Raw genomic sequence first — 13,331 nt, 5'->3', positions numbered from 1 at the left:
CGCCCTGCACAACTCCTTTGCTGTGCCCCGCGCGCCGCTCGGCCGGCCCCGCAGCGGATCTGCCGTTCACTCCAGGCGCTCCCAGAGCCAGCCCGCGGCCGCGCCTGAGGCGGTGAAGGGCAGCGCCATCCACAGCGCCGCGGGCCAGACCCTGGGCAGCGCGCCCTCCCAGCCGCCCCAGCCGGGCAGGTGGCCCGAGACCAGGGCCGCCATGTAGCAGGCGGCCAGCACCGCGCCGGCGATGGCGCCTGCGGCCGCAGGGGGCAGACCGTAGAGGTGGACGATGGCCCGCCCCGCGGCCACCGCCCCTGCGGCCAGCAGCACGAAGAGCAGCAGGAGCCGCCAGAAGGCCGGGGTCACGGCGAACGCCTGAAAGGAGCGCCAGAAGGCGTGCGGCCGCTCGACCGCCGCGGCCGCCGCCAGGACGCCGCCGAAGGTGAGCAGGCTGCCGGTGATGGTGCACGACAGGAAACGGGCCCACCGGGGCATGGACAGACACCTCCCCGATGAGGCTATGCCCGGCGGTCGCGATACAGTACGGGCGCCGGCAGAAACTGGCCGCCCCGGCGCGCGGGGTGTATAATTGCGTTAGTTGCTGAGGCGGGAGGCCTGAAACATGCGTGCCGACGTGTATCCGACGGTCGTGAACATCCCCCCTGCGGAGGAGCTGGCCGGCCGCGCCGCGGTGGTGATCGACGTCCTGCGCGCGACCACCACCATCTGCACCGCCCTGGCCAACGGGGCCGACACGGTGGTCCCCATCCTGACGCCGGAGGAAGCCTTCCAGGTGGCGCGCGACAACCCCGACCGGCAGTTCCTGCTGGGCGGGGAGCGCAAGGCGGTGGTGATTCCCGGCTTCCACTGTGGCAACTCGCCGCTGGAGTACACCGAGGCGCGGGTGAAGGGGCGGCCGATCCTCTTCACCACCACCAACGGCACCCGGGCGATCCGGCGCGCCGCCGGGGCCGAACGGGTCTACATCGCCAGCCTGCTCAACGCCCCCGCCGTCGCGCAGGAGCTCCGGCGGCTGGAGATGGACGTCGCGATCTGCTGCGCCGGCACCCACGATCAGTTCTCGCTGGAGGACACGGTGTGCGCCGGCGCCATCCTCGAGTTCCTGGCCGGGCCGGACCAGCCGGTGGAGACCAACGACATGGGCCTGGTCGCCCGGGAGCTGTTCCGCCGCTACGACGGGCGGCTCGCCGATCTGCTCCACCTCTCCGCCCACGGGCGCAACCTGGTCAGGCTCGGCCTGCAGGACGACATCGTCTTCTGCGCGCAGCTGGGCACCATGACCCTCCTGCCCGTCTATACGGACGGCCAGGTCGTACTGCTGAACTGACAGGACAGGCCGGTGCGGGGAAGCGCACCGGCCTGTCGCCGTTCTCACTTGGTGAACGGCAGATCGACGTCCACCGCCTCACCGATGATCTTGTACACGTCGCTGAGCAGCGTGCCCAGCCGCTGCTCGGCCATCAGGTAATCGCGGATGTCCAGGTCCTGCACCAGCACGCTGTAGAGCCGCTCCAGCCCCTCCTTCTGCTCCGGGGTGAGCTCCTTTCCCTGGAGCACCTGGGTCTGCAGCTCCATCTGGCGCTTGTGGAAATCGGCGATCATCTTCTCTGCGGCCGGCTTGCCCTTGATCTTCTCCCGGGCGGCCTGAAAGCTGCGGTACTCCTGGCTCTCCTTGAGCGCGCGCGCCAGGCTGTGGGCATGGTCGTAGACGTTGACCACGGTCGCGCCACCTCCCAGCGGTTCATTTTCGCCCGCGGCCGCCCATTCCCTTCCTGGCGGCCGTCGTTTACTCCCACTGGTAGACGTAGATGTTCGACGTGAAGCCGCCCCGCGCGCGCTGCCGCGCAGGGGTCAGCGAGAGCCGGGAGACCAGCAGCTTGGTCCCGTCCGGCGAGAAGTGCGGGTGGAAGAACATGCCCCGGGCATCGTCGGGCAGAACGCGCCGGGCGGACTGCGCGGCGAGGTCCAGGACGTAGATGCCGCTGTCCCCGCGGGGATTGCGGTAGGCGACCAGCTTCCCGCCGGGATGCAGTCCGGGCATGATGCCGCCGCCGCTGGTGAGCTTCTCGGGCTCCCCGCCGCCGGCGGGCAGGCGGTACAGCTCGTACTCCACGCCGGCCCCGGTGCGCGGACCGCCTCCGAACAGCAGCCACCGGCCGTCCTGCGTGACGGCCAGGCCGCCGGAGATGAGCTCCCACCCTTCCGGCGCCCGGAAGACCTCCGTCCTCCGCCCGGTGGACGGCTCAAGGCGCAGGATCCGGTCGTTGGTCGTGTAGTAGAGGTACGCACCGGTGGGGTCCCACGCCAGGTAGCCGATGGCGCCCGGCTCGTCGGCCAGCGTCTGCGGCGTCTCCGGCTGGCCGCCGCCGCGCGGGAGCGGCAGGACCATGACCTGCGCCCCGCTGTCCCGGGTCGAGAGCCGCACAAACGCCAGGGCCCGGCCGTCGGGCCTCCACACCGGGCCGGCGTCCCACGCCCCCGGCTGCGTGGTGAGCACCCGCACCGGCCGGCCCTGAGGCGTGGTGAGCAGGATCTGCCCATCCCGCATGAAGGCGATCTCCTGGCCGTCGGGCGACCACGCGGCGAAGCCGTCCATCGCCGCCGTCTGGGTGAGCGGCGTCAGCCGGGCCGCCCACTCCGCCTCAGGCAGGGCGTCGTCTGCCCCGCCGGGGACTGCAGCGGCCACGCTTCTCGGCACCGCGGTGAAACCGCTCCGCACAATCCCCCCCAGCAGCAGCGCCAGGCCGAGGAGGAGCAGGAACGCGTAGGCGCGGGCCCCGGGCGCCGCCCGGCCGGAATGGCTGGTGTACATCGGTCCTCGCCCCCCTGTCCCTCACTGGATATTCAGCGGGCCGGGGGGCTAGTACACCCGGCATGACCCAGGGGTGGACGGGCGTATGGAACAGCAGGAGGATGTGCGATGGGGTATGTGCTCTTTCTCGCCGGGACCGCCGGGCTGGTGGCCGCGGTGCTCTGGCTGGGCGCCGACCGGTCCGACCGGCTCAGCCACACGCTGGTCCGCCCTGCGGTCATGGCCCTGCTGAGCCTCCTGCTCCTGGTGCTGCTGGCCGAGGCTGAACACTGGGCCTACGGCCTGGCGGCGGCGGCCGCGGCGGTCGGCCTCTGGGAGAGCTACACGGGCGCGTACCAGCTTATGTCCGCACCCATCAGCCGGACCGGCCCCGTGGCGCAGGTGCGCACCACGGGCCGCTGGCTGCTCAATACCCTGGCCAACCTGGTGCTGCTCAACCTCTCCGCGCAGCTGGCCTTCCCGCACACGTTCGAGTGGCGGGACCTCCCGGCCACGGCGCTGGACGTGGCCTACTTCACCCTCCTCACCTTCGCCTCGGGCGGATACGGCGACGTGATCCCGGGAAGCCCGCTGGGCAAACTGCTGGCCATGCTCACCAGCCTGAGCGGGCTGCTCTTCGCGACGATTCTGTTCGCGGCGCTGTTTCACCGGCTGCGGGCGGAGTGAAGCCTGACCGGCGCACCTGGGCTGTCGGCACAGGACCGCGGGCGGCCGGAAAAGCGAACCGGCCGGGCGTGACCCGGCCGGTGGAGCGGCTCAGCGGACAAACGGGTCCGAGAGCTGCGTCACACGGTCCATGACCTCCTGCGGCAGCGCGACGTCGCAGGCCGAGACGTTCTGCAGCACCTGCTCGGGGCGGCTGGCTCCGACGATCGCGGCGGTCACGCCGGGGCGGGCCATCACCCAGGCCAGGGTGAGCTGCGCCAGGGTGACGCCGGCCTCACGGGCGATCTCCTCCATCGCCTCCGCCAGGTCGAAGTTGGCGTCGGTGAACCACCGCTCGGCAAAGCGCGGCCCCTGCTTCGCCGCCCTGGAATCGGGAGGCGGCGCCTGGCCCCGGCGGTACTTGCCGGTGAAAAGGCCGCCGGCCAGGGGGAAGTAGACGATCTGGCCCACCCCCTCCGCCAGGCAGGCGGGGATGACCTCCTGCTCGATGCGCCGGTTGACCGGCGAGTACTCGGGCTGGTTGGAGATGAAGCGGGTCCAGCCGAACCGGTCCGCCACGGCGTTGGCCTTGACGATCTGCCAGCCGGCGAAGTTGGAGCAGCCGATGTAGCGCACCTTGCCGGAGCGCACCAGGTCCTCCAGCGCCCGCATCGTCTCCTCGATGGGGGTCTCGGGATCCCACTGGTGCATCTGGTAGAGGTCGATGTAGTCGGTCTGCAGCCGGCGCAGCGAGGCGTCCACCGCGTCCATGATGTGCTTGCGGGAGGTGCCGCGGTCGTTGGGCCCGTCGCCGGTGGGGTACCAGCACTTGGTGGCGATGAGGGCCTTCGACCGCCGGTCCTTCAGCGCGAGGCCGATCATCCGCTCGGACTCGCCCTGCCCGTACATGTCGGCGGTGTCGATCAGGTTGATGCCCGCGTCCAGCGCCGCGTGGACGATCCTGACAGCCGTCGCCTCGTCGCAGCGGGTGCCGAATGCGTTGGTGCCCAGGGCCATCTGCGAAACCTTCAGCCCGCTCCTGCCCAGATTGCGGTATTCCATGACGCGTCTCACCTCTGCCGTATGCCTTCGGCAGGAAGGGGAAACCTCCTGCCGGCGGGGCGCCGGAAGGCCGTGCGCCCGGGCGCGGCCGGACCTGCAGGAAGAACCCGCACAGGCCCAGGACGCCGGGGATGCCGGGGCCACGGGACGGGGTGTGCGGGAGCCGGCTGCGAGCGTTGCCGTGCAGGCGCTCCGCTAGCCCCTCACCAGCCGGGCAGCCGCCTCGCGGGTGCGGGCCATGATCTCCCGGCCGTCCATGGTGGTCAGCTGGCCGTCCTGGTAGACGATGCGCCCGTCCACGATGGTCATCACGACGTCGCTGGGCAGCGCCGAGTAGGCGATCAGCGCGTACACGTCGTGGTTGGGGGTCAGGTGCGGCCGCTCAGTGTCGATCAGGATGATGTCCGCCCTCTTGCCGGGCTCGAGGGAGCCGATCTCGGCCTCCATGCCGAGCACGCGGGCGGCTTCGACCGTGGCCATGGCCACGGCGTCCCAGGCGGTGAAGACGGCCGGATCCCCTTCCAGCTCCTTCGCCTGGATGGCGCCGATGCGCATCTCGGAACCCAGGATGTGCAGCATGTTCTCGGAGGAGGCGCCGTCGGTGCCGAACCCCACCGCGACGCCCTGCCGCCGCATCTTCGCGACCGGCGTGCGGCCCGAGGCCAGTTTCAGGTTGGAAACCGGGCAGTGGCAGACGCCGGTGCCGGTCTCGGCGAGGATCGCGATGTCGTCATCGTCGGCGTGGACGCAGTGCGCGGCCACCACGTGCCGCCCCTTCATCAGGCCGAGGTCGTACACGTGCCGGATGGGGGTCTTGCCCCACTGCCTGCGGGCCTCCTCCACCTCGCCCGCGGTCTCGGAGAGGTGGATGTGGATGCCGACGCCCAGCTCGTCCGCCAGCTCCGCACAGGCCAGGAGCGTGTCGGGCGGGCAGGTGTACGGCGCGTGGGGGCCGACCATGAACGTGATGCGGCCGCCGGCCTTGCCGTTCCAGCGGTGGAAGGCCTCCCGGCTCTCCTCCAGCCGGGAGACCGCCTCCGACGGTCCCCCGACGGCGATAATGCCCCGGGCCACGATGCCGCGGATGCCGGTCGCCTCGATGGCCCGCGCCACCGGGTCCGCGGGGAAGTACATGTCGAGAAAGGTGGTGATGCCGCCCGAGAGCATCTCGTAAGCCGCCAGCGCCGTGCCCCAGAACACGTCGTCCGGGGTCATCTTCGCCTCCGCCGGCCAGATCTTCGTCTGCAGCCACTCCATCAGCCGCATGTCGTCGGCGTAGCCCCTGAGGAGGGTCATCGCGGCGTGGCAGTGGGTGTTGACGATGCCGGGCATGACGATGCGGCCCGCGGCGTCGATGCGCCGGGCCCCGGGGAACTCCGGTGCGCCGTCCTTCGGGCCGGCGTAGACGATCCGGCCCGCCTCGGCCAGGACCACGCCGTTTTCGTAGACCGCTTCCTTTCCGGTCATGGGAAGAACCGTTCCGCCCTCGATCAAGAGCCGCTCCATGGATGACTCCTCCTCGTCCGTCGCTCGCGGGCTTGCCAGGCCCGTCCAATTTCAGGACTAGTTTATCTGACCCGCCACAGCCGGGCAAGACCGCCGCGAAGGCGCGGCGCGGCTGCGGATTCGGGGATGCTGATAGGCAGACGCCGGGGCCGGGACGGCGACAGGCAGGAACGCCTGCGGTTCAGGCGGAATAGTACAGGGAAGCCCGAAGCGAACGGGAGTGTGAAACGAACTTGAACTCTGCCGAAGCAGCCAACCCACACAGCGCAAGCAGCATCATCATCATCCCGGCCCTGGAGCCGCCGCCCGCCCTGGTGAAGTACGTGCAGGCGCTGATGGCGCGCGGCTTTCAGCGGATCGTCGTCGTGGACGACGGCAGCAGCGCCGCCTGCCGCGCGATCTTCGACAGCCTGGCCGCGCTGAAGGGCTGCGTGGTCCTGCGCCACGAGGTGAACCGCGGCAAGGGCGCGGCGCTGAAGACGGCCCTGCGCCACTGCTTGCAGCAGGGATGGCAGCGGCTGTATCGCCGCGTGATCATGGTGGACGCGGACGGGCAGCACGCCGTGGAGGACGTCTGCGGCATGGCCAGGGCCTCCCACGAGAATCCCGAGGCCTACGTGCTCGGCATCCGCGACTTCAACCAGAAGATCGTCCCGGCCCGCAGCCGCTTCGGCAACCGCCTGACCAGCGGCGCCTTCCACCTCTTCTACGGCCGCTACCTGCGGGACACCCAGACGGGGCTCCGGGCCCTGCCCATCAGCCTCTGGGAGTGGGCGACCGAGATCGCGGGCGACCGCTTTGAGTACGAGACCAACTGCCTGGTCCAGGCGATGAAGCTGGGCATCCCCATGGCGGAGATGCCCATTCAGACCCTCTACTTCAACAAGAACGAGGGGACCCACTACCGCACCCTGCGCGACTCCTGGCCGATCTTCAAGATCCTGATCAGCCACCTGGGGGCCTATGCGCTCGCAGGGGCGCTGGCCTCGCTGGCGGCGCTGGCCGTCTTCGCGTGGGTGGATCTGGTCTGGCTGAAGGCGCTGGCGCCGGCCGCGCGCCTTTTCGCCGCGAGCACGGTGAGCGCTGCGGCGGGCTCGCTGGTGCGGCTGGTGCTGCACTGGCTGCTGCGGGTCCGCACCGAGCGGAACATGACCGACGCCACCGCCAAGTACTACCTGCTGGTGGCCGCCCAGATGCTGGCCTCCTACCTGGTGGTCCTCGCAACGCACGTCCTCACCCGCTGGACCGCCGTCTGGATCAAGCTCGTGGCCGACATCGTCCTTGCGGTGGTGGGCTACCAGATTCACCCCCGGTGGCTGTTCAAGTCCCACCGCGGAATCGAGGGAGCATGAGATGTCCTTCTACGGAAAGCTGTTCCGGTTCTGCCGGGCGGCGCTGCGGCTCGTAGCCCCGCGCTACACCGTCGTCCATCCGGAGCGGCTGGTGGAGCCCGCGGTCTACCTGTGCCGGCACGCCGACATCTATGGGATCGTGCTCAACCTCCTGTGGCTCCCCGTGCCTGTGCGCACGTGGGGGCTGCATCAGTTCGGCGACCGAAAGGCCTGCTATGTTCACCTGCGGGACATCACCTTCGGCGCCCGCTACGGCTGGCCCCGCTGGAAGGCCAACCTCCTCGCCTGGCTGGCCGCCTTCGGCCTCGCCGCCCTCTACCGCTCGGCGGGGTGCATCCCCGTCTACCGGGGATCCGCCCAGATCATCACCACCTTCCGGGAGAGCACGGAGGCGCTGAAGCGGGGCGAGAGCCTCCTGATCTTCCCGGACAAGGACTACGCCAGCACCGACAGCGAGGTGTCGGAGCTGTACGAGGGCTTCCTCAGCGTCGACCGGTTCTACCACCGGGCGACGCGCCGTCACATCCCCTTCGTGCCGCTGTACATCGACCGGCAGGCCCGCACCATCACGGTCTGTGAGCCGCTGGCCTTCACCGACGACCGGGACCGTAAGGCCCAGACGCCGGAGCTGATCCGGCAGCTCCAGGAGCGGCTGGGCGGACGGGGCTGCTGAGGCCGGGTCGGGCGATCACGGGCAAGGCGCCTGGGTGAGGCACAGCTCCGGGCCGGGGCGGCCGATGAGGTATCCCTGTGCGTAGTCGACGCCGTACGCCCGCACCAGGCGCAGGCTCTCCTCGGAGTCGACGAACTCCGCGACGGTGCGCTTGCCCAGCTCCCGGCAGACGTTCGCCAGAGCCCGCACCAGGTGCTGGTCGGCGGTGTCGTGGGGCAGGTTGCGGATGAAGGCCCCGTCGATCTTCACGTAGTCCACCGGCAGCCGCTTCAGGAAGTAGAGCGAAGCGAAGCCGGCGCCCACGTCGTCCAGGGCGAAGCGGCAGCCCAGGGCCTTCATCTCGCCTATGAACCGCTCCGCCTGCTCCAGGTCGCGGATGGCCGCGGTCTCGGTGATCTCCAGCACCAGGCTCGCCGGATCCACGCCCCGGTCGGCGAGGCCGCGGCGGATGAGGCCGGGCAGCTCGGGGTCGGTGAGCGTCCTTCCCGAAAGGTTGACCTCCAGCACCTGGCTGCGCCCCGCCCTGCGCAGGGCGGCCAGCTGCTGCAGCGCCCGGTCCAGCACCCAGCGGTCGATCTGCTGGATCAGGTCGAACCGCTCCGCGACCCCCAGGAACTCGCCGGGGGAGATGAGCTCGCCCCCTTCCCCCACCATGCGCAGCAGCGCCTCATGGTGGGTGACGGCGTTCCGCCTGAGGTCCAGGATCGGCTGGTAATGGAGCACGAACTGGTCCTGCGCCAGCGCGTCGCTGATGCGCCTCCGCCACAGCAGCCGCGCCTCCATCTCCTGCTGCCAGCGGCTGTCGGGGGTGAACAGGGCCCAGTTGTCGCGCCCGCTCTCCTTCGCTTCCGACAGCGCCATGTCCGCCTTGCTCAGCAGCTCCGTGACCGTTTCGCCGTGGTCGGGGAAGAGCACGACGCCGACGCTGGCCGTGAGCGCGACCGGGGTCTCGCCTCCGGCGAACCGGGCCCGGCGGATCGCGGCGAGCAGCCGGTCGGCCAGCCGGGCCGCCTGGCGGCCATCGGTGTGCGGCAGCACGATCGCGAACTCGTCGCCGCCCAGCCTGGCTGCGGTGTCGCCGGGGCGCAGGGTGCTGCGCAGGAGGGCCGCCACCTGCTGCAGGACCTCGTCGCCCGCCGGGTGGCCGAGGGTATCGTTGATGTGTTTGAACATATCCAGGTCGATGAAGAAGAGCGCCCCGGCCGTGCCCGCGCGGCGGGATTCGGCGAGGGCCTCCTCCAGCACCTGCTGAAACCGCCGGCGGTTGGCCAGCTCGGTCAGGGAGTCGACGAGGGCCAGGCGCACCAGTTCCGCCTCGTACCGCTTGCGGTCGGTGACGTCCTGCAGCTGCAGGATGTAGGTGGTCTCCCCCCGCCGGTCGCCCATGGCGGCGGAGCTCAGTTCCACCCAGATCGTCTGTCCGTCCCGGTGGCGCAGCGCCACACAGGTCGCGGCCGTCTGCAGCGCGGCCAGGTCGGGCAGCGCGGCGGCATCGAGCAGGAAGGCGGACAGAGGCCGGCCGATCACTTGCCCGGCCTCGCACCCCAGCATGGCGCAGAGCGCGCGGTTGGCCTGCTGGATGACCCCCTGCCCGTCTGTGAGCGCCACACCGATGGGGGCGTTTTCGAACGCCAGACGGAACCGCTCCTCGCTCTCCCGCAGCCGCCGCTCGGTCTCCTTGCGCTCCGTCAGGTCCTGCGCCACGGCGAGGAAGAGGGTCTCATCCTCCACCGTCACCCGGGCGATGCCGATCTGGACGGGGAAGACCTCGCCCGACTTGCGCCGGGCGGTGAGTTCCTGCCGCTCGGCCATGGTGCGCTGCTTCACCGGGCCCCGGCCGAAATCGGCAACGAAGCGCCGGTGACGCGCCGCAGTGCCCGGCGGGAGGAGGATGTCCAGGGGTTTGCCCAGGACCTCGTCCCGGGTGTAGCCGAAGATCTTCTCGGCCATCTCGTTGAAGAGCACGATGCGCTGGTCGGCGTCGATGGCGATGGTGGCGGCAGGGGTGATCGCCAGCATGCTGGCCAGGCGCGCCTCCGACCGGGCCAAGGCGCGCTGGACTTCCACCGCCGGATCGGCGCCGCGCTCGTGGCTGCGCATAGGATAACCCCCCTCGATTGCGAGCCCTTACCATTGACGTTACCAATGGACCTTGGCGGTGCATATGGCACCAAAGGTGCATGGCCAAACGTCGGGACAGGGCCGATCGGGGGGGTACTTTGTGCCGCTCTGCCAGCTACTGCACCAGGGCCGCAGCCCACGCATGGCTGGCCTCCAGTTCGTCGGGGGGCACCGCGCGCGGGTCGTGCTCCAGCACGATCACCGCGTCCGGGTGCGCCTTCACCACCAGGCGGGCGATGTCGGCAGAAGGGGTCACCCCGGGCCAGCGGTCGCGGGTGTGGCTCCCGTTGGTGGGAATCCGGCTCCGGAACCGCCCCTCGGCATCCCACCGCGCGGTATGCAGGTGGACATACCGGGTCCAGGGCAGCCAGCGCTCGGCCAGGCTCACCGGGTCCTGCCCGTGGGTGCGGGCCAGGAGCCCCAGGCGGCCGGTGTCGATGCAGAGCGAGAGCTCGGGGAACTCCGCAAACAGCCGGCTGTACAGCTCGCCGTCGAAGAAGTACGGGTTCGGCCCGTCGATCTCGAGCACGACCCGGATGCGCTCCCGCTCCTGCAGCTCGGCCAGCCGGTCGAAGCAGTGGCGGCTCCACTCGTAGAGGTCCGCCTCGCGGGGCCAGGCCTCCGGCGGGAGCGGCTCGGCGTCTTTGAACTTCCAGCCGAGGGCGGCGTAGTCGACGCCGGGCATCTGCAGGGCCGGCCAGGGAAAGTGGAACAGGATATACCGGGCGCCCAGCCGGTGCACCGCCCGGGCGGCGCTCCAGGCGATCTCCAGGGCCTCGGAACGCACGGCCCGGTCGGGGTCGAGGAACCGGCACCAGGCCGGCCCCCCCTCCCGGTGGGTAGGATGGTGCGCGCCGATGACCCACTCGTAGAACTCGGCCTCGGCCACGGCGCCCAGCACGTCCGGGAGCGTGTCGCAGAGGCCGATCTCCGCCCCCTGCCAGTGGGGCCGCTCCAGCGACTCGCCGTAGCTGTTCACGCCCGAACCGGCGATGGCGCCGAAGGCGCCGTGCAGCGGTACGAAAAGCTGCGCCATGGACCTACACCTGCCACGACCGGACGTACCGCTCCTGTTCCGGGGTCAGCCGGTCGATCTCGACGCCCAGCGCCCGGAGCCGGGTCTCCGCGACGCGCCGGTCGATCTCCGGCGGCACCTGGATCACCCGCTTCTCCAGCCTCCCCCGGTTCTCCAGGAGCCAGAGGTGGGTCAGGATCTGCACGCCGAAGGAGAGGTCCATGACCTCCGCCGGGTGGCCGTCGCCCGCGGCCAGGTTGGCCAGGCGCCCCTCGCCGATGAGGTAGAGGCGGCGGCCGTCCGGCGCCGTGTACTGGTCGACGTTGGGCCGCACCCGGACCGGCTTGCCGCCGAAGGCCTCCAGGTCGGGCTTCCAGATCTCGACGTCGAAGTGGCCTGCGTTGGCCAGGATGGCGCCGTCCCGCATCACCTCGAAGTGCTCCCGCCGGATCACCTTCTCGCAGCCCGTGACCGTGACGAAGATGTCGCCCAGAGCCGCGGCGCGGGCCATCGGCATGACCTCCAACCCGTCCATCAGGGCCTCATTGGCCAGCACCGGGTCGACCTCGCAGACGATCACCCGCGCGCCGAGCCCCTTGGCCCGCATGGCGACACCCTTTCCGCACCAGCCGTAGCCGGCCACCACGACCCGCTTGCCGGCGATGGAGAGGTTGGTGTTGCGCATGATCGACTCCATCGTCGACTGGCCGGTGCCGTACCGGTTGTCGAACAGGTGCTTCATCCGGGCGTGGTTCACGGCCACCATGGGGAAGCGGAGCACGCCTTCGGCCTCCATGGCCTTCAGCCGCTGCACGCCCGTCGAGGTCTCCTCCGACCCGCCGATCAGGTCGGCGGCCAGGTCCTGCCGGCTGGTGTGCAGCAGGTAGGTGAGGTCGCCGCCGTCGTCCAGCAGCAGGGTGGGGCGCGCCGCCTCCAGGGTGCGCACCAGGTGCTGGGTGTACTCCTCACCCGTCGCTCCATGCCAGGCGTGAACCGTCACGCCCCGTTCTGCAGCCGCGGCCGCGACGTCGTCCTGCGTCGACAGCGGGTTGGAGCCGGTGAGGAACACCTCCGCGCCGGCCGCCGCGAAGACCAGCGCCATGTAGGCCGTCTTGGCCTCCAGGTGGATGGACATCGCCACCCGCTGGCCGGCCAGGGGCCGGCTCGCGGCCAGCTCCCGCTCCAGCTGGTTCAGGATCGGCATGTGCGCCTTCACCCAGTCGATCTTCTGGTGCCCGCTCGGCGCCAGGGCCGGGTCCCGCAGGGTCGAGACCGAAACCTTGCTCTGCACGCCGGTCACCTCCTACACCTTCAGGGCCGAGTTGTTCTGGCTGCAGGCGCACCCCCGGTGCACGGGAATCTGCTTCAGGGTGGTGAAGAGCAGCTTCTTCAGGTTCTCGCCGTTGGCGGCCATGACCTCCAGCACCTCTTCGTGGGTCAGGGGATTGGGCGAGATGCCGGCGCCGAAGTTGGTCACCATCGAGACGGTGGCGTAGCAGAGCCCGGCCTCCCGGGCCAGCACCGACTCCGGCACGTTGGTCATGCCCACCACGTCGCCGCCCAGCTGGCCGTACATCCGGATCTCCGCCGCGGTCTCAAAGCGAGGGCCCTCGGTGCAGACGTAGGTGCCCGTCGGGTGCGCGGTGACACCCACCTCCTGCGCCGCGGCGATGAGCACCTTCCGGAGCTCGGGGCAGTACGGCTCGGTGACGTCGGTGTGCACCACCCCGGCCTCGCCGCCCTCGAAGAACGTGGAGACCCGGCCCTTGGTGAAGTCCAGGAACTGATCCACCACCACGAAGTCGCCGGGCTTCATGTCCCGGTTGCAGGAACCCACCGCGGTCGTGGCGACCACCCGCTCCACCCCGAGCATCTTCAGGGCGTAGATGTTGGCCCGGTAGTTGATGAGGTGCGGGGGCACGGAATGGTCGACCCCGTGCCGGGCCATGAAGGCCACCTCCTCCCCCTCGTAGGTGCCGATGCGCACCTTGGCCTGCCCGTACGGGGTGGTGATGACCTCCTCCCTGATGTTCTCGAGGATGCGGGGGTCGTAGACCCCGGTGCCGCCGATGATCGCCAGACGAACCTTCTTCTGCGTCATATGCGCACACCCACCTTTCTGGTGACATA

At 70.4% G+C, this 13,331-nt stretch carries 13 protein-coding genes; 4 read left to right on the top strand and 9 right to left on the bottom strand.

Translation table 11 applies throughout. From position 1 onward, the window contains the following. Window positions 1–66 precede the first annotated feature (66 nt). Window positions 67–489 carry a hypothetical protein gene (locus tag ACZ5UM_RS13680; protein ID WP_464844855.1) on the bottom strand — a complete coding sequence of 141 codons (423 nt, stop codon included), beginning with the start codon at window positions 487–489 and terminating at the stop codon, window positions 67–69. A gap of 127 nt (window positions 490–616) precedes the next feature. On the opposite strand from ACZ5UM_RS13680, the gene ACZ5UM_RS13675 reads away from it, so the two are divergent. After that, on the top strand, window positions 617–1,342 hold the full coding sequence (locus ACZ5UM_RS13675) for a 2-phosphosulfolactate phosphatase (protein ID WP_464844854.1): 726 nt from the start codon (window positions 617–619) through the stop codon (window positions 1,340–1,342). Window positions 1,343–1,386: 44 nt separating this feature from the next. Here ACZ5UM_RS13675 and ACZ5UM_RS13670 read toward each other — a convergent pair whose 3' ends face one another. Next, entirely contained in the window at window positions 1,387–1,734 is a 348-nt protein-coding gene (locus ACZ5UM_RS13670) for a YlbF/YmcA family competence regulator (RefSeq protein WP_464844853.1), read from the bottom strand. Between the two features lie 67 nt (window positions 1,735–1,801). Beyond that, window positions 1,802–2,827, bottom strand: coding sequence for a TolB family protein (locus ACZ5UM_RS13665; protein ID WP_464844852.1), 1,026 nt, complete (start codon window positions 2,825–2,827; stop codon window positions 1,802–1,804). Window positions 2,828–2,935: 108 nt separating this feature from the next. Between ACZ5UM_RS13665 and ACZ5UM_RS13660 the strand changes: the two genes are divergently transcribed. Continuing rightward, complete coding sequence (locus tag ACZ5UM_RS13660; protein WP_464844851.1) at window positions 2,936–3,493, top strand: potassium channel family protein; 558 nt, start codon at window positions 2,936–2,938, stop codon at window positions 3,491–3,493. Between the two features lie 90 nt (window positions 3,494–3,583). Here the strand turns inward: ACZ5UM_RS13660 and ACZ5UM_RS13655 are convergent, their stop codons facing one another. Both ACZ5UM_RS13655 and ACZ5UM_RS13650 read right to left on the bottom strand, forming a co-directional pair. Further along, on the bottom strand, window positions 3,584–4,534 hold the full coding sequence (locus tag ACZ5UM_RS13655; RefSeq protein ID WP_464844850.1) for an aldo/keto reductase: 951 nt from the start codon (window positions 4,532–4,534) through the stop codon (window positions 3,584–3,586). A 195-nt stretch (window positions 4,535–4,729) separates the two neighbouring features. Then, window positions 4,730–6,040: an amidohydrolase family protein gene (locus ACZ5UM_RS13650; protein WP_464844849.1), complete on the bottom strand. Its 1,311-nt coding sequence runs from the start codon at window positions 6,038–6,040 to the stop codon at window positions 4,730–4,732. Window positions 6,041–6,273: 233 nt separating this feature from the next. Here ACZ5UM_RS13650 and ACZ5UM_RS13645 point away from each other — a divergent pair, with 233 nt between their 5' ends. Together ACZ5UM_RS13645 and ACZ5UM_RS13640 are read left to right on the top strand one after the other, a co-directional pair. Beyond that, the gene (locus tag ACZ5UM_RS13645; RefSeq protein WP_464844848.1) at window positions 6,274–7,392 is read left to right on the top strand and encodes a glycosyltransferase; all 1,119 of its coding nucleotides are present in this window, start codon (window positions 6,274–6,276) and stop codon (window positions 7,390–7,392) included. 1 nt (window position 7,393) lies between these two features. Further along, the gene (locus ACZ5UM_RS13640) at window positions 7,394–8,065 is read left to right on the top strand and encodes a lysophospholipid acyltransferase family protein (RefSeq protein ID WP_464844847.1); all 672 of its coding nucleotides are present in this window, start codon (window positions 7,394–7,396) and stop codon (window positions 8,063–8,065) included. Window positions 8,066–8,080: 15 nt separating this feature from the next. Here ACZ5UM_RS13640 and ACZ5UM_RS13635 read toward each other — a convergent pair whose 3' ends face one another. From ACZ5UM_RS13635 to mtnP, 4 genes are all read right to left on the bottom strand, one after another. Beyond that, window positions 8,081–10,165 carry a putative bifunctional diguanylate cyclase/phosphodiesterase gene (locus ACZ5UM_RS13635; protein WP_464844846.1) on the bottom strand — a complete coding sequence of 695 codons (2,085 nt, stop codon included), beginning with the start codon at window positions 10,163–10,165 and terminating at the stop codon, window positions 8,081–8,083. 136 nt (window positions 10,166–10,301) lie between these two features. Next, window positions 10,302–11,222, bottom strand: a complete 921-nt coding sequence (locus ACZ5UM_RS13630) for a sugar phosphate isomerase/epimerase family protein (protein WP_464844845.1) — start codon at window positions 11,220–11,222, stop codon at window positions 10,302–10,304. Window positions 11,223–11,226: 4 nt separating this feature from the next. Next, entirely contained in the window at window positions 11,227–12,492 is a 1,266-nt protein-coding gene (locus tag ACZ5UM_RS13625; protein ID WP_464844844.1) for an adenosylhomocysteinase, read from the bottom strand. Between the two features lie 12 nt (window positions 12,493–12,504). Then, window positions 12,505–13,302 (bottom strand): S-methyl-5'-thioadenosine phosphorylase, encoded by a 798-nt coding sequence (mtnP, locus tag ACZ5UM_RS13620; protein WP_464844843.1) that lies wholly within the window; start codon window positions 13,300–13,302, stop codon window positions 12,505–12,507. Between the last annotated feature and the right edge of the window lie 29 nt (window positions 13,303–13,331).

The sequence above is a fragment of the Symbiobacterium ostreiconchae genome (assembly GCF_055396975.1).
This window is presented reverse-complemented; position numbering and strand designations above follow the sequence as displayed.